Source organism: Kribbella sp. VKM Ac-2569, from assembly GCF_004216905.1.
Lineage (GTDB): Bacteria > Actinomycetota > Actinomycetes > Propionibacteriales > Kribbellaceae > Kribbella.
In genome coordinates this window covers 263,318-279,908 of sequence record NZ_SGXJ01000005.1, presented here as the reverse complement: position 1 = coordinate 279,908, position 16,591 = coordinate 263,318, and the positions used below count along the sequence as shown (strand labels likewise).

Below are 16,591 nucleotides of genomic sequence, written 5' to 3'. Positions count from 1 at the left end.
GTCTCCTCACTTCAGGCCACTGAGTACGACGCCACGCACGTAGTACTTCTGGAACACCAGGAACACGACCAGCACCGGCAGCGTGCTGATCACCAGGCCGGCCATCACGATCGGCATGGTGCGGTCCGGATCGAGGAAGCTCTGCAGCAACTGGATCCCGACCGGCAGCGTCTGCAACGACGGGTCGGACGACGAGATCAGCAGCGTCCAGATGTACTCGTTCCAGGTGCCGATGAACGTGATCAGCCCGAGCGTGATCGCCACCGGCTTGGTCTGCGGCAGCACGATCAGCCGCCAGATCTGCCACTGGTTCGCGCCGTCGATCTTGGCCGCCTCGAGCATCTCGTCCGGCAGCGAGATCATGAACTGCCGCATCAGGAAGATCCCGAAACCGGACACCGTGAACGGCAGGATCAGCGCGAGCAGGCTGGTCGTCAGCCCGCCGTCGCCGCCGCGCCCGAGGAAGTCGTTGCCGCCGGCCAGCGGCCAGTTCAGCATGATCAGGAATGTCGGGATCAGCAGCAGGAACGGCGGCAGCATCATCGTCGCGAGAATGAACCGGAAGATCACCGCCCGCCCGCGGAACCGCAGCTTGGCCAACGCGTACCCGGCCAGCGCCGACGTGATCAGCACCGACACCGTCACGCTGACCGTGACGATCACGCTGTTGCGGAACAACCGCGGCAGCTCGAGCTGCGAGAACGCCTCGCGATAGTTGTTCAGGTTCAACGACTCCGGCAGCAGCTTGTACGGGATCACGCCGTACTCGCCCGCGCCCTTGAACGAGCTCATCACCATGTCGAGGAACGGCATCACCATCGCGACGCCGCCGAGGATCACGACCAGGTACGCGAACCACGGGAACTTGCCATGCCGCCTCACGAGGTCTCCTCTCCGCGCCGCCGGGCGATCCACAGCTGCAGCAAGGTGATCGCCAGGATGATCACGAACAGCACCATCGCCATCGCGCTCGCCGTACCCCACGCGCCGTACTTGAACGCCCGCTGGTACATCTCGAACGCCGCGACGTTGGTCGCGTTCACCGGCCCGCCGTCACCCGTCATCACGATGATCAGCGCGAACGACTGCAACCCGCCGATGAACTGCGTGATCAGCACGAACAGCAGGGCCGGCCGCAGCAACGGCAACGTGATCGACCAGAACATGTGCCACGAGTTCGCCCCGTCCACCTCGGCCGCCTCGTAGTACATCTCCGGGATCGCCTTCAGCCCGGCCGTCAGGATCAGGACGGCGCCGCCGATCGAGGCCCAGGCCTGTACGACGGTCACCGACGGCAGCGCGTACGACGCATCGGACAGGAACCCGATGCTGTTCACGCCGAGCTTGTTCAGGACGCCGTTGATCAGCCCGGCCGGCTGGTACATCATCTTCCACACGTTGCCGATGGCCACGACCGTCGCGACCACGGGCAGGAAGTACAGCACCCGCCAGAACCCCTGGAACGCCAGCCGATCGATGCAGTAGGCAACCAGCACCGACCCGAACGTCGCCAGGAACACCGACCCGAAGGCGAACAGCAACGTGTTCACCAGGATCGGCTTGACGAACGTCCCGTCGAAGCTCAGGACGTCGCCGAAGTTCGCCGTACCGGCCCACTTCAGGGTCCCGAGATCGAAGCCGCCCCAGTCCGAGAACGCGAGCACGATCGCGAAGATGAACGGCAGGATCAGGAACACGCAGAAGAACACCAGCGCCGGCGCGAGGAACAGGTACGCCGCCCGTCCCTCGCGCTGCAGCTTGCCGACCCGCCGGGCCGGCACCGCCAAGGTGCCGACCCTGCCGACCGCGGACGTCATTGCGGCTTGACCGCCTTGGCGGCCTGCGACAGCGCGTCGTCCGGATTCTTGCCGTCGGCAAGCACACCCATGATCGCGTTGTGCAGCGCGGTCTTCGCCTCGTACGCACCCGGCTGGTTCGGTTCGGCCATCGCGTACGTCGCCGCGTCGTAGATCGGCGCCATGTTCGGGTCGGACAGTGTCTTCTTGTACGCCGCCTGGTCAGCGGTCCGCGGCGGGATGAGACCCTGGTCGGCCAGCCACTTGCCGGTCTCCGTGACAGTCCCGTCGGCGGCCTTGTGCTCGTTCATCCACGTGAGGAACTTCCATGCCTCGTCGCCGTGCTTGCTGCGCTGGTTCACGCCCATGAAGAACCCGTACGCCAGCGAGCCCTTGCTGCCCGCGGTCGGGCCGGGGATCGCCGTGACGCCGACGTCGGAGGAGTACTTGTCCTTCATCTGGGTCTTCAGGCTGCCGATCCACCAGCCGGCCTGGATCGCCATCGCGACACCGCCGCTGCGGAACTGCTTGGTCGGCATGATCGAGGGGTTGGTCGCCTTCGCGGCCGCGAGGTCGGCCTCGAACTTCAGGGCCGCCTTGCCCTGGGCGTTGTCGAACTGCGCCGTACCGTCCGAGCCGAGGAACTTCCCGCCGGCGGCGTCGAGCAGCGACAGGAACGGGTGCACGGACTTGTTGTCGCCGTCCTGGATCAGGCTCAGGCCCTCGACCTGGATGTTGCCCTTGGCATCGCGCTTGACCGTCTTCTTGGCCGCGTCGGCGAGCTCGGCCCAGGTGGTCGGCGGCTTGCTGACACCGGCCGCGGCGAGGATCTTCTTGTTGTAGAAGAGCACGTAGGTGTTCAGCTCGGTCGGGTAGCCGAGCAGCGTGTCGCCGGTGGTGACCGCGCCGAGCGCGGCCGGGCTGTACTCAGCCTTGATCTTCGTCGCGATGTCGTCCGGCACCTTGGCCACGACGTTCGCCTTCATCAACTGGCCGCCCCACAGGCCGTACGCGCTGACGATGTCGGCGCCGCGGCCGCCGGTCTGGCGGACCGTCATCGTGGTGAGCAGGTCGTCGAACTTGACCACCTGCGCCTTCACCTGGACCTTCGGGTTCTCCTTGTTCCACTGCTGGATCATCTTGTCCAGCCCTTCCTTGGACGGGCCGTCGCTGTAGTGGCTCAGCAGCGTCAGCTCGACCTTGTCACCGCTGCCGCCCGCATCGCCGCCACCGCCGCAGGCCGCGGCCGTGGCGAACAGTCCTAGCGCAACGGCAAGCCGCAGACCTCTGGAAATCCTCATGTCATTCCTTCCCGCCATCCGGGGGCAGGGGCGCCCGGAGGATGGTGAACGTGCGGGTGATGTCGAAACCTGTCTTCAGGTACAGCTGCCCGGCGGCGGACTTCTCGCCGGTCCACAGGAACCAGGCGCTGTGCGCGCCGGCGGCGACCATCCGCTCGAGTGTCAGGTGCAGCAGCACCTTTCCGAGCCCGGTGCCGCGGGAGGCCGGCAGGACGCCGAACGGTCCGAAGCGGTCGATCACCGCCTCGTATGTCCCGTGCATCGCCCAGCCGAGGATCGCTCCGCTGGGGTCGCGTGCCATCACGATGCGGTCGAGTAGCAGACCGGACACGGCGCCTTCGCGGATCGCGCGTGCCCAGTCCGGGTTGAACTCCGCGCCGGCGATCGCAATCAGCGCGGTCAGCTCGTCGCCGGATGGTGTACCAAAGCTGTAGCCCTCGGCCGTCAGCGCGTCGATCCGCTTGCGGACCTCGTCCGGAATGGCATACCCGACGAGGCTGCGGTCCATCGCGACCGCGTCGTACCGGCGCTCGAAGCCGAGGCCGGCGAGCAGCCGGGCCGCGGCCGGATACCGGTCCGCATCGAGGCCAGGGAGGAAGTAGTTCGGCGTGTACGACGAGAAGTACACCTCGGACCGTCCGTGGGACCGGAGCCAGTCCATTGCCGCAGACAACAACTCGCGCCCGAGGCCGCGACCGCGATGCTCCGGATGCACGAAGAAGAACGGGATCCAGCCCGAGGCGGGCTCCAGGTCGTCGGCGTCGACAGCGATCAGCCGGCGGACGGCGTACGCTGCCCCGACGATCTGATCATTGATCACAGCTACCTGCAGACCGGCCGCGTCGAAGTTGCGGTCGAGCAGGAACAGGTCGCGGAACCGCTGGTAGTTGATCGGGTCGGCCGGCGCCGCGGCGGTCCAGGCCGCAGCCAGCGCCGGCCCGTCGCCGACCTGGAACGAACGGATCATCGGGCAGTCCCTTCGTAGAGCAGTACGCCATCGCGTACCCACTCGGCCGGTGTGGTTGCCGCGGGCAAGAGCTCGACCGGGTCGTCGCCGGCCTCCAGCGCTTTCCGCAGCGAGTCCGAACCCCACAGCTTGTCGAGCGACGGCAGCAGACCGAAGTCGTCGGGATAGAGCTCGTTCAGCACCCGCAGCATCACCAACGCGGTCCGCACCGGCTCGAACGCATCGCGGTCCACGACGTGCAGCTGTACGCCGGACAATGCCTGGCCCGCGTACTTGTGGAACACCGGCTCGAACCACGTCCGCCGGAAGATCACCCCGGGCAGCCCACACGCGCGCAACGCCGGCACCAGCCGGTCGTCGACGTACGGCGCCCCGATCGTCTCGAACGGTCGCGTCGTACCGCGGCCCTCACTGAGGTTCGTGCCCTCGAACAGGCCGGTCCCGGGGTATACCAAAGCTGTCTCCGGTGTCGGCATGTTCGGCGACGGCGGCACCCACGGCAGACCGGTCCCGGTCGACGTACGGCTCCAGCCCTCCGCCTCGACGACCGTTGCCGCACCCAACTGAAGGGCGAGCTCGCCGACCGTCAGCCCGTGCCGGAGTGGGATCGGCGCCCGTCCGACGAAGCTCTCGAACCCGGGCTGCAGCATCGGGCCCTCGACCCGTACGCCGCCGAGTGGGTTCGGCCGGTCCAGCACCACAAATGGCATACCAAGGCGGGCAGCCGCCTGCTGGCAGTCGTACATCGTCCAGACGTAGGTGTAGAACCGCGTCCCGATGTCCTGGATGTCGAACAGCAGCACGTCGACACCGGAGAACAGGTCGTCGAGCTCGGCCACCGTACGCCGGTAGGTGTCGAACACCGGCAGCCCGGTGTCGGGGTCGACGCCTTCGCCTTCGCTCTCACCCGCTTGCGCCGTACCGCGGAGGCCGTGCTCGGGACCGAACAACGCCGTCAGCGGCAACCCGGCCGCACGCAACGCGACCGAGGTCGGCGTGAGGTCCGGCAGCACGCCGGTGAAGTTCGTGATCAGTCCCAGGCGCCCGTCCGGCACCAACCCCGGGTCCTCGGCCAGACGCTGCGCGCCGGTCCGGACCACCATCGCTACCACCAACCCAGATCGTGGATCCTGCAGGAACTGGGTTGAAAACTTACCGATATGTTCAGGTGGAGGTCAATGGATTACTTACAGCCGTTTTAACCGAGAAAAGGTGTGAGCGCGGCCAGGAAGTCGTCGAGGCGCTCGGCGTGCACCCAGTGGCCGGCTTCGGGAACTTCGGCGTACCGAACGTGCGGAAAGTACGCCGCGATAGTCGCGCGGTGGTCCTGCTGGACATAGTCGGACTTACCGCCGTAGATGAACAACGTCGGCCCGTCGTACCGCCGCCCCTCGACCGCGGGCCAGCCGGAGATCGCCGGCAGCGCGGCCTCGATCACGGGAAGGTTCGGCCGCCACCGGGCGCCGTCGGCGTCGAGGATCAGGTTCTGCAGCAGGAAGGCGCGCGTCCCCGGCGTCGGTACGGCGTCGGCGAGCTGGGCGTCGACCTCCGCGCGACGAGTGATCGAGGACAGGTCGGCGTTCCGCATCGCGCGGGCGTACTCGACGAACGCCGGCGGATACGCGACCGGCGCCGCGTCCACGACGACGAGCCGCTCGACCACCACGGGGTACTGCAGCGCGGTGAGCATCGCGGTCTTGCCGCCCATCGAGTGCCCGACGAGCGCGACCGGCCCGACCCCGAGCGACTCGATCGTCTCGCGGACGTCGTCGGCCATCTCCGGGTAGCTCATCGTCTCGACATGCGGCGAGGTCCCATGGTTGCGCAGGTCGAACGCGAACACCCGGTGCCGGTCGGCGAGCCGGCGCGCGGCGGTCATCCAGTTCCGGCCCGAGCCGAACAACCCGTGCATCACCACGACCGGCGTACCAGTCTCGCCGTACGCCGTGACCGAAAGCTTCATGCCCAACAACCTTTCACCGAGCAACCTTCACCGACTGCGCTGCCAGCAGGCCGTGTGCCAGTGGCGCCGCTCGTCCAGCGATTGGCTGCCACCGATCGCACCGAGCAGGCTGGGGTTCTCCGGCCACACCACGACATGCGGGGTGGCCGGCAGGATCTGCTGGTCGCAGCCCGGGCAGCGGTACGACTTCGCGGACGCCGAGCCGGACACCCGCCGGACGTTCCACTCACCGTCGGCCTTCGCCTCCCGGCTCTGGGTACCACCAAGGAGCGGCCGGTCATTGACCGGCCGCTGCCACTTGGAAGGCCTTCTGCGCGACATAGCTCTTCCAGGCTATCCGTATGAGCCAGGTCACTCCGGCAGGAGGCAGAGCTCAGCTCGCGCGGAGTTCCTCGCCGACGTCGTGCATGTGGCGCAACCCCATTCGGTACGAATCGATCAGACTCGTTGAAACGTAGGGCATTGCGATGCTCTCGCAGTACTTGCGCACGATCGGCTGGGCGAACCGGAGGTTGGCGCGCGGCATGCTCGGGAAGAGGTGGTGCTCGATCTGGTAGTTCAGCCCGCCCATCATCCAGTCGGTGACCAGACCGCCGTTCACGTTGCGTGAGGTGAGCACCTGCTTCTCCAGGTGGCCCCAGTTGGTGTCGTCGTCGGGCATCTCCATGCCCTTGTGGTTCGGCGCGAACACGCTGCCGAGGTGCAGCCCGAAGATCATGTGGTGGACGACCGCGAAGACGACCGCCTGGCCCGGCGACAGGATCAGGAACAGCGCGGTGAAGTACAGCGCCAGGTGCGCGGCCATCAGGCCGATCTCCGTCTTCTCCGTACGCCGGCGGGCGAGCAGGAAGCGGATGCCCGACACCTTGAGGTTGAAGCCCTCCAGGGTGAGCAGCGGGAAGAAGATCCGCGCCTGGTTGCGGGTCAGCCAGCCTTCGAGGCCCTTGCGGCCGGAGGCCTGCTCAAGGGTCCAGACCAGTACGCCCTCGCCGACGTCCGGGTCCTTGTCGGTGTGGTTCGGGTTGGCGTGGTGCCGGTTGTGCTTGTCGTTCCACCAGCCGTAGCTCATGCCGAGCATGAGGTTGGCGTGCAGCATCCCGATCCAGTCGTGCAGCTTGCGCGAGCTGCCGATCTGCTGATGCCCGGCGTCGTGCCCGAAGAACGCCGCGCGGGTGGTCAGGATCCCCATCGGCAGCGCCAGCAGCAATGCCCACCACGAGCTGCCGATCACCGCGACGGCCGCCCAGGTCAGGCCGAGCAGAACCACGTTGATACCGATCGCCATCGCGTAGGCCGCCGTACGGCGTTCCAGCAGGCCGGCGGCCTTGATCTCCCGTAACAGCGGGGAAAACTCGGAACGGCGGGTAGCAGCAGGTGACGCGACAGGCTGTGCCATCAGGTCCTCGTCTCGGTAGCGGGGGAAGGCCTAGGCGTACAGCCGCGGCCAGCGTAATGCATCAAGCCTCGTCGCCCTAACCTCCGAAAGCATGAGAGTTACTACCCAAATACCGGGGGGTGACAGCCCTCCGGCTGGAGGGGAGTTAACTCCACCGCGCCTGAGGAAACGCTGAGTCATGATGGAGACATGGACGAACGCAGTGAGTTCATCAGAAGGCACAGCGCATCTCGTGTCTCATCCGCGCCCGGAGCGAAGCGAGGACGTGGATGAGCACCGTTGCCACGACTGAAGCGCCGCCGATGCGCTACCCGAAGCTTGCGCAGCCGTGGATCGCGCTGTTCCTCGCGATCCTGGCCGAGTTGGGCATCGCCCTGTTCGTGCTCAGCGTGGTGTCCGTCCCACTGATCGCCGTGTGGGTCGGGATCCCGATGCTGCTGGTCGTCGTACCGGCTGCGCGGTGGTTCGCCAACTGCCACCGCACGCTGCTGGCCGGCTTCCTCGGTGAGCGGATCCCGCGCCCGTACAAGAAGCCTCCGATGCCCGGCATGCTGATGCGCCTGCGGACGATCCTGACCGATCCGCAGACCTGGCGGGACATCGTCTGGTTGCTGGTGAACGCGGTCATCGGGTTCACGCTGTGCCTCTTGAGCGCCGTACTGTTCCTGGCCGGGCTCTTCTACCTGGTCTACCCGCTGCTCGTCGGCGTCACCCCGGAGGGTGTGTTCACCGAGCCGTTCGGCGGCCTGTTCACGGTGAACTTCTGGACCAGCTTCCTGGTGATGCCGGTGGCGCTGATCGCGTTCGTGATCTGGCAGGCCGCCGGTGAGCGGCTGCTGAAGGCGAACGCGTTCGTGGCTCGTTCGCTGCTCGGCCCGACCGAGAGCGCCAAGCTGGCGATGCGGGTCCGCGAGCTGGCCGAGTCCCGGGCGGAGACCGTCGACACCCAGGCGGCCGAGCTACGCCGGATCGAGCGCGACCTGCACGACGGCGCCCAGGCCCGGCTCGCCGCGCTCAGCATGAACCTCGGCATGGCCGAGGAGATGGTGGCCCGCGACCCGGCCCAGGCGGCTGCACTGCTCACCGAGGCCCGCGAATCCGCGAGTACGGCGCTGTCCGAGCTGCGTGACCTGGTCCGCGGAATCCACCCGCCGGTGCTCGCCGACCGCGGTCTGGACGGCGCGGTCAAGGCGCTCGCGATGTCCGTCCCGTTCAAGGTGGACGTCACCTTCGACGTACCGGGCCGTCCGCCCGCGCCGGTCGAGTCAGCGGCGTACTTCGCGGTGGCCGAATGCCTCGCGAACGCGGTGAAGTACTCGGCGGCGACCACCGCCTGGATCCAGATCACCCACGAGGACGAGAAGCTGCACATGATCGTCGGCGACGACGGCGTCGGAGGTGCCGTGATCAGGCCCGGTGGCGGTCTGTACGGTATCGAGCGGCGGCTGGCCGCCTTCGACGGTACGTTGACCGTGGTGAGCCCGAGCGCCGGGCCGACCACCGTGATCATGGAGCTGCCTTGCGAGTCCTCATCGCTGAAGACCACGCCCTCCTCCGGGACGGCCTGATCCGCCTGCTGGAGGCGCACGACTTCGAGGTCGTCGAGGCGGTCGACAACGGGCCCCGGCTGGTGCCCGCGCTCGTGGAGCACCGCCCGGACGTCGCAGTGGTCGACGTACGGCTGCCACCGACGTTCACCGACGAGGGCCTGCGGGCCGCGATCGAGGCCCGCAGCCAGGTCCCGGGGCTGCCGATCCTGGTGCTCTCGCAGTACGTCGAGCAGCTCTACGCGCGGGAGTTGCTGACCGGTGGCGGAGGCGGTGTCGGGTACCTGCTCAAGGACCGGGTGTCGAACGTCGCGGACTTCCTCGACGCGGTACGCCGGGTCGCCGCCGGCGGGACCGCGATGGACCCGGACGTGATCGGTCAGCTGCTGGCCAGGAACACCCGCGACGAACCGATCAGCCGGCTCACGCCGCGCGAGTCCGAGGTCCTCGGCCTGATGGCCGAAGGCCGCTCGAACGCCGCGATCGCCGCAGCCTTGTTCGTCACCGAGAAGGCCGTCAGCAAGCACACGAACAACATCTTCTCGAAGCTCGACCTGCCCCCGTCCGAGGACGACAACCGTCGCGTGATGGCAGTCCTCACCTACCTGTCGTCCCGCTGACCCGCCGCAGGAACTCCTGGGTGCGGGCCTCGCGGGGAGCGTCCAGGACCTGGGCGGGTGGGCCGATCTCGAGTGGCCGACCGTGGTGCAGGAAGCAGACCTGGTCGGCGACCTCGCGGGCGAAGGCCATTTCGTGGGTGCAGACGAGCATCGTCATCCCCTCGGACTTCAGCTCGCGGAGCAGGTCGAGGACCTCGCCGACGAGTTCGGGGTCGAGCGCCGACGTGACCTCGTCGAGCAGCATCAGCTGCGGCGAGTTCACCATCGCGCGAGCGATCGCGGCGCGCTGCTGCTGACCGCCGGACAGCTCGTCCGGCTTGGCCGACGCCTTGTCCGCGAGGCCGACGCGCTCCAGCATCTCCAGCGCCCGGGCCCGTGCCGTGTCCCGCGGCACCCGGTGCACGCGGATCGGCGCCAGCGTGATGTTGTCCAGCACGGTCAGGTGCGGGAACAGGTTGTACGCCTGGAACACGATCCCGATCCCGGACCGCACCTTGTCCGCGTCGACCCGCGGATCCGTGATGTCCGCGCCGGCCAGCTCGATCACGCCGTCGTCGACCGTCTCCAGCAGGTTCACGCACCGCAGCAACGTCGACTTCCCGGACCCCGAGGCCCCGATCAGTACGACGCACTCCCCCGCCGCGACCTCCAGGTCCATTCCGTCCAGTACGACGTTCTCGCCGTACGCCTTCCGCACACCGCGGAGACTGAGCAAACTCATACCGGCCCGCCTCCCCCGCCGTACCAGCCCTGTCGTCGGGCGACGTAATCGGTCAGCCGGGTCAGCGGGATCGTCAGCGCGACGAACAGCAGCCCGGCGACGACGTACGGCGTGAAGTTGAAGTCCTCGGCCGTCTCCAGTTGCGCGGCCCGGATCGCATCGATGACACCGAGCACCGCGATCAGCCCGGAATCCTTCTGGAGACTCACGAAGTCGTTCAGCAGCGGCGGCAGCACTCGCCGTACGGCTTGTGGAAGGACGACGAAGCGCAACGTCTGCCGGTAGGTCAGCCCGAGCGACCGCGCCGCCGCCCGCTGCGACGGATGCACCGACTCGATGCCGGCCCGGAACACCTCGGCGACGTACGACGAGTAGGTCAGGACGAGGGCCGCGCCGCCCCAGATCACCGCCTGGTTCGGCAAGCCGCGCAACTGCAGAGCCGGTACGCCGAAGCCGAGCAGGAAGATCACCAGCAGCAACGGCAGACCGCGGAACACGTCCGTGTAGGCGGCCGCGAATACCCGCAGCGGGAAGAAGATCGGCCCCCGCAACGTCCGCATGATCGCCAGCGTCAGCCCGAACACCACGATCAGCACCGCGCAGACCAGCATCACGCGCACGTTCAGCCAGAGGCCCTCGGCAACGACCGGCAACGCCTCCCAGCCGCGGTGGACGTCGAAGAACGTCGCCCGGACCCGCGGCCAGCCCGGCGTGGAACCGATGCCCACGACAACCAGTGCGAGCAGGATCACCGAGCTGACCACCGCGATCACCGTCGACCGCCGCGCCCGCCTGCGCCGGTACGCGATCCGCTCGCGCTGCAGCGCCGACGGTTGCCAGGTACTCACGAGAGTTCGGGCGCGCCGGACTCGGTCAGGTACTGCTTCTGCAGGTTCGCCAGGGTGCCGTCGGACTTGAGCGCGTCGACCGCCTGCGTGATGCAACCGGTCAGCTTCGAGTTCTTCTCGAGCACGAACCCGAACTGCTCCGCCTGCCCACCGGCCGGCAACTGCCCGACGATCTTGCCGTTGTCGAGCTGCGCCGCGGTCATGTAGAACGCGGTCGGAAGGTCGACAACGATGCCGTCGATCTGCTTGTTCTTCAGCGCCTGCACGGCCAGGTCGTTGGTGTCGAACACGGCCGGCTTCTGCTTCGGCTTCACCTGGTCGCGCAGCGCGGTATAGCTCGTCGTACCGACCTGGGCTCCGAGCTTCGCATCAGCGAGGTCGGCGACGGACTTCGCGTTCGCGATCTTGCTGCCCGCGGTGGTGATCACGGTCTGGCGTACGTCGTAGTAGCCGGAGGAGAAGTCGACCGCCTTGCGTCGGTCCTCGGAGATCGACACCTGGTTCACGTCCAGGTCGAACGCCTTCGGGCCGGGCGCGAACGCGGTGTTGAACTGCACGGTCTGCCACTTCACCGCGGTCTGCTCGAACCCGAGCTTCTTCGCCACCGCGTAGGTGACCGCCGACTCGTATCCCTTGCCGTTGCTCGGGTCGTCGCCGCTGAACCACGGTTCGTACGCCGGTTTGTCGGTGCCGACCGTCAGCGTGCCGGCCGTCTTCACCGCCAGCTTGTCCTTCGCACAGGCATCCGCCCCCGACGGCGTCGAGGACCCGGACGAGCTCTCCTCCGGCGCACACGCCCCCAGCCCCACGACCGCCAGTACCGCCAGCCCCACCACAGCACGCGTTCTCATGGGCAGAACTCTAAGACCTGCGACGGTACGCCGTGGGGCTTGATCCAGTGTGCAGACGGAAGCGGGTCGCGAAGTAGAGCGGGTCGGCGTACCCGACCTGGGCCGCGACCGACGCGACCGACCGGCTGGTGAGCTCCAGGAGCCGCGCCGCGGCATCCAACCTGCGGCGTTCGACGAACTGTTGCGGGCTGACGCCGAGCTGCTCGCGGAACAGGTGCGCGAACCGTGACACCGACAGATTCACGGCACGAGCCAGCCGCGGTACGTCGAGGCTCGCGGTCAGGTCCTGGTCGATCAGCTCGATCGCGCGCAACAGGCGGTCGTCGATCTGCACGGCCTTCGGGTTCTGGGTGTCGCACCACAGCAGCGCCGCCTCCAGCGAGTTGGCGCTGAGCTGCTCGGCCTGCGGCAGGACGCTGTGTTGATGCCGTACGGCGTCGCGCAGGTGGTCGGCGATGCGCTCGAAGGTCGGCGCGGCGGGATGGAGCTGAACGATGCCGGGAGCAACTTCCGGCCAGTCGAGCAGCGGCAGCCAGTCCGGCTTCGGGTGCATGTGCGCGTACCGGAAATGCCAGCGGTCACCGACCGTGGCGTAGTCGTGCAGGGTGCGCGGGCGGACGAGGGTGACGCTGCCCGGCGCGGCCGCGACCTGACCGAATCGTCCCTGGCCGTCGAGGGTCTGGACCAGCAGCCAATCGGTCGTTCCGCGCCGCCGATACGTCGCGTAGTCAGGGCCTTCGTCGAACTCACCGGTCACCAGCCGGCGAACCACCGGATGCGGCGCCTCAGCAGGATATCGAAGGTTCACAGCTCGATAGCTTATCGCTGCGCCCGGCTCGGCCGCCGCATCCTGGAGACATGACAGTCGTGGACATCTACCAGCGGGACGGCATCGTCCAGGTCCCCCAGTTGCTCGAACCCGACGAGGTCGAGCGGATCAAGACAGTCTTCATGGAGCAGGTCGCCGTCGACCACTCGCTCGCGATCGACGACGGCGTACCGGATGACGACCCGCTGGCGAAGTACCCGCGGTTCGTGCACCCGCACCGGGCGAGCGACACCGAGGCAGGGAAGGTCGCGATGGAGCTGATGCTCGACGACCGGATCCTCGATGTCGTGCAGGCGCTGATCGGCCCCGCGCTCGGCGCCCAGTCGATGTTCTACTTCAAGCCGCCGGGTGCCCGCGGGCAGGCGCTCCACCAGGACAACACGTTCCTGCGCGCCGACCCGGAGACCTGCCTCGCGGCCTGGATCGCCGTCGACGACGTGGACGTGGACAACGGCGGGCTGGCGGTCGTCCCCGGCTCGCACAAGACCGAACTGGTCTGCCCGGAGCCCGCCGACCTGACCGAATCCTTCACCAGCGTCGAGGTCCCGGTGCCGGACGGCCTCAGCAAGGTGCAGACGAAGATGAAGGCCGGCGACGTCCTCTTCTTCCACGGCAGCGTCGTCCACGGCTCCCGCCCGAACTCCACCGACGACCGCTTCCGGCGCTCGCTGATCTTCCACTACATCCCGGAGGACAGCGTCGAGATCGCGGCCTTCTACAACCCCCTGGTCCGCCCCGACCGCCGCGAAACAGTCCTCCCCGAAGCCATCGGCGGCGGCCCCTGCGGCGAGTACGCCGAGATGGAGCCCTGAGCTCAGGCTCCCGCGACTGCCCCGGTGCCGACCGTCCACCCGGTCGTCGAGAGCCGTCCGACGAGTCGGGCGGCTCGGACCATCTCGTCGACCTGCGGCTCCAACTCGTCGCCTCGCGCACGCAGCGAGCGCGCCGTGTCGACGAAGCGCTGGTGCTCCTCGAGCGTCGGCGGACGATCCCGTTCGGCGATGAGCGCCGCCCTGGCCCCGAGCGGTGCCTGCATGGTGCCGTCGGCGTTGCGATGGTTCTCGTAGAGCACGTTGCCCGCCCGGTCCACGACGTAGATGTCGTCGGCGTACCCTCCTGCCTCGACCGCGTGCGCCGCGTCCGGTACGCCCGGGTAGACCTGGTCGTGCAGATCGAGGTCCACCCATCGGCTTCGCCCGATCCCCGGTCTCCAGCCACGCGCTGGTCACCACGTCGTACGGCGGATCGGCGGACAGCAGGCTGTCCAGACACCGTTCGCTCAGGTCCGGCGGGAGGCTCCGCACCACGTTGCTGTGGGCATCGATACCGCCGTCCCGCAGCACGGCGTCGTACCGCGGATGTGCCCCGGCATCGTCGTCGGCCTCGTACGACGCGGCGGTGTCAGGTCCGAGTGCCGTCTGGACGAGGTCCTGGACAGTCGACTTGGCCGCGCCCGGCTGACCGCCGATCACGACAGCGACCGGCGGCACGCCGGGACGCCGGTCCGGGCGTCGCGGCGGCGTGACTTCCGCGATCCGCCGGCTGACGACTTCCTCGGACTCGGCCGGGGACAGGGTCAGCGAGGTCATCCGTCGAGGTCGGCGCGCAGACGGACCAGCAGGTCGGGGTAGGTGTCCAGGATCTCGCGGCGCTCCGCGTCCGACAGCGTGAGCCGGCCGCGGAACCGTTCCGTGTGGACGGCGCGTTGCGCCTCCAACTCGGTACGGCGAGAGTCGTCGGTCTCCTCGCTGACGAGCGAGTTGTAGCACGCGAGCACCGCGCGAATCAGGTTGCGAACGCGCTCCTGCTCTTCACGCTGCTCGTGCGTCAGCGGCTCGACCAACCGCCCACCGATTGCTTCGGTGAGGTGTTTCCGCGGCTCGTCCGGCACAGAGCCAGCCTAGCGATCAATTGCTGTAGTCGCGGAAGCCGCGGCCGGTCTTGCGGCCGAGGTAGCCGGCCGTGACCAGGTGCTCCAGCAGCGGGGCCGGGGCGAACCCGGGCTCGCGGAACTCCAGGTACAAGGTGCGCTGGATGGCGAGCGAGACGTCCAGCCCGACCACGTCGAGGAGGGCGAACGGGCCCATTGGCAGGCGGCAGCCCAGCTTCATCGCGGCGTCGATGTCGTCGACGCCGGCGTAGTGCGCTTCGAGCATCCGGACCGCGTCGTTCAGGTACGGGAACAGCAGCGCGTTCACGATGAAGCCGGCCCGGTCGCCGCAGCGCACCGGGTGCTTGCCTGCGGCAACAGCAACGGCAGCCACCGTGTCGGCGACCTCAAGTGCGGTGCTGACGGTACTGACGACCTCGACGAGCTGCATCACCGGTGCCGGGTTGAAGAAGTGCAGCCCGACCACGTCGCTCGGCCGCTTGGTCGCCATCGCCAGGTCGATCACCGGCAGACTCGACGTCGTGGTCGCCAGGATCGCGCCCGGCTTACAGATCTCGTCGAACGTCTCGAACAGCGCCTGCTTGACGCTGAGCTCCTCGACGACGGCCTCGATCACCAGGTCGACACTCGCGAGGTCGTCGAGCTTCGCCGTACCGGTCACCCGGCGCAGCGCCGCGTCCCGCTCCTCCGTGGACAGCTTGCCGCGCTGGACGCCCTTCTCCAGCGAGCGCTCCAGCACGCCGCGGACCCGGTCGACCTTCTCGGTACCGCGGGCGACGTACAGCACGTCGTACCCGGCCTTGGCGAGGACCTCGACGATGCCGACCGCCATCGTGCCGGATCCGACGACGCCGACCTGCTTGATCGGCCGGACAGCGATCTCGTCACCGTTGCGGTGCGGGGTGTTCTCGTCGTCGACCACGACCGGCGAGTCCGCCGACTCGTAGGTGTAGAAGCCGCGCCCGGTCTTCCGGCCGAGCAGGCCCGCGGTGACCATCTGCTTGAGGATCGGGGCCGGCGCGTGCAGGCGGTTGCGGCCCTGCTTGTACATCGTGTCGAGAATCTCGTACGCCGTGTCGAGGCCGATCAGATCGAGCAACGCCAGCGGGCCCATCGGGTACCCGCAGCCGAGCCGCATCGCCGCGTCGACGTCCTCACGGGTCGCATAGCGGGACTCGACCATGGAGACCGCGTGGTTCAGGTACCCGAACAGCAGCGCGTTGGCGATGAACCCGGCGCGGTCCGCGGCGACCACCGGGACCTTGTCGAGCCGGCGGGCCAGCGCCTGCACGTCCTCGACCACGTCCGGCTCGGTGACCACGGTCTTGATCACCTCGACGAACTCCTGCACCGGCGCCGGGTTGAAGAAGTGCATGCCGACCACGCGCCGCGGGCGCTGAGTGGCGACGGAGATCTCGGTGACCGACAACGACGAGGTGTTGGTGGCCAGGATCGCGTCGTCGCGGACGACCTTGTCCAGTGCGGCGAAGATCTCGCGCTTCAGCTCGAGCCGCTCGACGACGGCCTCGATCACCAGGTCGCAGTCCGCCAGCGCCTCCAGTGAAGTGGCGAAGGTGACTCGGTCGAACAGCGCCTGCTGATCCTCGACCGACAGCTTGCCGCGCTTCACGGCCCGGTCGGTCGAGTGCTGGATGTGCCCGCGGCCGCGCTCGACGGCTTCCTCGTCACGCTCGACACCGACGACCGTCAGGCCGTTGCGCGCGAACACCTCGGCGATCCCGGCGCCCATCGTGCCGAGACCCACCACACCCACCGTCGTCAATTCCCGAGCCATGCCGTGCACTATGCCAGTCCAGGCACTGGTAAGCCCATGAGCTGGGTCACCGGGGAGGTCAACCTC

The 16,591-nt window shown here is 68.1% G+C and carries 19 protein-coding genes; 4 read left to right on the top strand and 15 right to left on the bottom strand.

Annotation, left to right across the window (positions count from 1 at the left end; translation table 11 throughout):
* Positions 1 to 6: 6 nt before the first annotated feature.
* The 8 genes from EV649_RS32275 to EV649_RS32240 all read right to left on the bottom strand — a co-directional run bounded on the left by EV649_RS32275 (position 7) and on the right by EV649_RS32240 (position 7,423).
* Positions 7 to 882 (bottom strand): carbohydrate ABC transporter permease, encoded by an 876-nt coding sequence (locus EV649_RS32275; RefSeq protein WP_130387438.1) that lies wholly within the window; start codon positions 880 to 882, stop codon positions 7 to 9.
* Positions 879 to 1,817 (bottom strand): sugar ABC transporter permease, encoded by a 939-nt coding sequence (locus tag EV649_RS32270; protein ID WP_130387437.1) that lies wholly within the window; start codon positions 1,815 to 1,817, stop codon positions 879 to 881. The genes EV649_RS32275 and EV649_RS32270 overlap by 4 nt, the downstream gene beginning before the upstream one ends.
* On the bottom strand, positions 1,814 to 3,097 hold the full coding sequence (locus EV649_RS32265) for an extracellular solute-binding protein (protein WP_130387436.1): 1,284 nt from the start codon (positions 3,095 to 3,097) through the stop codon (positions 1,814 to 1,816). Before EV649_RS32265 ends, EV649_RS32270 begins: the two co-directional genes overlap by 4 nt.
* A 1-nt stretch (position 3,098) precedes the next feature.
* The gene (locus EV649_RS32260) at positions 3,099 to 4,064 is read right to left on the bottom strand and encodes a GNAT family N-acetyltransferase (protein WP_130387435.1); all 966 of its coding nucleotides are present in this window, start codon (positions 4,062 to 4,064) and stop codon (positions 3,099 to 3,101) included.
* Positions 4,061 to 5,167, bottom strand: a complete 1,107-nt coding sequence (locus tag EV649_RS32255; protein WP_130387434.1) for a DUF1343 domain-containing protein — start codon at positions 5,165 to 5,167, stop codon at positions 4,061 to 4,063. The genes EV649_RS32260 and EV649_RS32255 overlap by 4 nt, the downstream gene beginning before the upstream one ends.
* 95 nt (positions 5,168 to 5,262) lie before the next feature.
* Positions 5,263 to 6,027, bottom strand: coding sequence for an alpha/beta fold hydrolase (locus EV649_RS32250; protein WP_130387433.1), 765 nt, complete (start codon positions 6,025 to 6,027; stop codon positions 5,263 to 5,265).
* Positions 6,028 to 6,054: 27 nt separating this feature from the next.
* Positions 6,055 to 6,348 (bottom strand): hypothetical protein, encoded by a 294-nt coding sequence (locus EV649_RS32245; RefSeq protein WP_130387432.1) that lies wholly within the window; start codon positions 6,346 to 6,348, stop codon positions 6,055 to 6,057.
* Between the two features lie 52 nt (positions 6,349 to 6,400).
* Positions 6,401 to 7,423: an acyl-CoA desaturase gene (locus EV649_RS32240; RefSeq protein WP_130387431.1), complete on the bottom strand. Its 1,023-nt coding sequence runs from the start codon at positions 7,421 to 7,423 to the stop codon at positions 6,401 to 6,403.
* A gap of 269 nt (positions 7,424 to 7,692) precedes the next feature.
* On the opposite strand from EV649_RS32240, the gene EV649_RS32235 reads away from it, so the two are divergent.
* Both EV649_RS32235 and EV649_RS32230 read left to right on the top strand, forming a co-directional pair.
* Positions 7,693 to 8,991: a sensor histidine kinase gene (locus EV649_RS32235; RefSeq protein WP_130387430.1), complete on the top strand. Its 1,299-nt coding sequence runs from the start codon at positions 7,693 to 7,695 to the stop codon at positions 8,989 to 8,991.
* Positions 8,943 to 9,590 (top strand): response regulator transcription factor, encoded by a 648-nt coding sequence (locus EV649_RS32230; protein ID WP_130387429.1) that lies wholly within the window; start codon positions 8,943 to 8,945, stop codon positions 9,588 to 9,590. The genes EV649_RS32235 and EV649_RS32230 overlap by 49 nt, the downstream gene beginning before the upstream one ends.
* Here EV649_RS32230 and EV649_RS32225 read toward each other — a convergent pair.
* Genes EV649_RS32225 through EV649_RS32210 form a run of 4 tightly spaced genes read right to left on the bottom strand, consistent with a single transcriptional unit; the run spans position 9,568 to position 12,818 of the window.
* On the bottom strand, positions 9,568 to 10,311 hold the full coding sequence (locus tag EV649_RS32225) for an amino acid ABC transporter ATP-binding protein (RefSeq protein ID WP_130387428.1): 744 nt from the start codon (positions 10,309 to 10,311) through the stop codon (positions 9,568 to 9,570). The two genes, EV649_RS32230 and EV649_RS32225, sit on opposite strands and share 23 nt — an antisense overlap.
* On the bottom strand, positions 10,308 to 11,159 hold the full coding sequence (locus tag EV649_RS32220) for an amino acid ABC transporter permease (RefSeq protein WP_130387427.1): 852 nt from the start codon (positions 11,157 to 11,159) through the stop codon (positions 10,308 to 10,310). The genes EV649_RS32225 and EV649_RS32220 overlap by 4 nt, the downstream gene beginning before the upstream one ends.
* Positions 11,156 to 12,010 carry an ABC transporter substrate-binding protein gene (locus EV649_RS32215; protein WP_130387426.1) on the bottom strand — a complete coding sequence of 285 codons (855 nt, stop codon included), beginning with the start codon at positions 12,008 to 12,010 and terminating at the stop codon, positions 11,156 to 11,158. Before EV649_RS32215 ends, EV649_RS32220 begins: the two co-directional genes overlap by 4 nt.
* 10 nt (positions 12,011 to 12,020) lie before the next feature.
* The gene (locus tag EV649_RS32210) at positions 12,021 to 12,818 is read right to left on the bottom strand and encodes a helix-turn-helix domain-containing protein (RefSeq protein ID WP_241998949.1); all 798 of its coding nucleotides are present in this window, start codon (positions 12,816 to 12,818) and stop codon (positions 12,021 to 12,023) included.
* A gap of 50 nt (positions 12,819 to 12,868) precedes the next feature.
* Here EV649_RS32210 and EV649_RS32205 point away from each other — a divergent pair, with 50 nt between their 5' ends.
* The gene (locus EV649_RS32205) at positions 12,869 to 13,651 is read left to right on the top strand and encodes a phytanoyl-CoA dioxygenase family protein (protein WP_130387425.1); all 783 of its coding nucleotides are present in this window, start codon (positions 12,869 to 12,871) and stop codon (positions 13,649 to 13,651) included.
* A 2-nt stretch (positions 13,652 to 13,653) separates the two neighbouring features.
* On the opposite strand, the gene EV649_RS32200 is transcribed toward EV649_RS32205, so the two are convergent.
* A complete protein-coding gene (locus EV649_RS32200) occupies positions 13,654 to 14,022 on the bottom strand; it encodes a hypothetical protein (RefSeq protein ID WP_130387424.1) in 369 nt (122 codons plus the stop codon).
* 130 nt (positions 14,023 to 14,152) lie between these two features.
* Between EV649_RS32200 and EV649_RS41840 the strand changes: the two genes are divergently transcribed.
* Positions 14,153 to 14,470, top strand: coding sequence for a hypothetical protein (locus tag EV649_RS41840; protein WP_241998946.1), 318 nt, complete (start codon positions 14,153 to 14,155; stop codon positions 14,468 to 14,470).
* Here EV649_RS41840 and EV649_RS32190 read toward each other — a convergent pair.
* Both EV649_RS32190 and EV649_RS32185 read right to left on the bottom strand, forming a co-directional pair.
* The gene (locus EV649_RS32190) at positions 14,425 to 14,730 is read right to left on the bottom strand and encodes a hypothetical protein (protein WP_130387423.1); all 306 of its coding nucleotides are present in this window, start codon (positions 14,728 to 14,730) and stop codon (positions 14,425 to 14,427) included. The genes EV649_RS41840 and EV649_RS32190 overlap by 46 nt on opposite strands.
* Positions 14,731 to 14,746: 16 nt before the next feature.
* Positions 14,747 to 16,525, bottom strand: a complete 1,779-nt coding sequence (locus tag EV649_RS32185) for a 3-hydroxybutyryl-CoA dehydrogenase (protein ID WP_130387422.1) — start codon at positions 16,523 to 16,525, stop codon at positions 14,747 to 14,749.
* Positions 16,526 to 16,591: the final 66 nt, after the last annotated feature.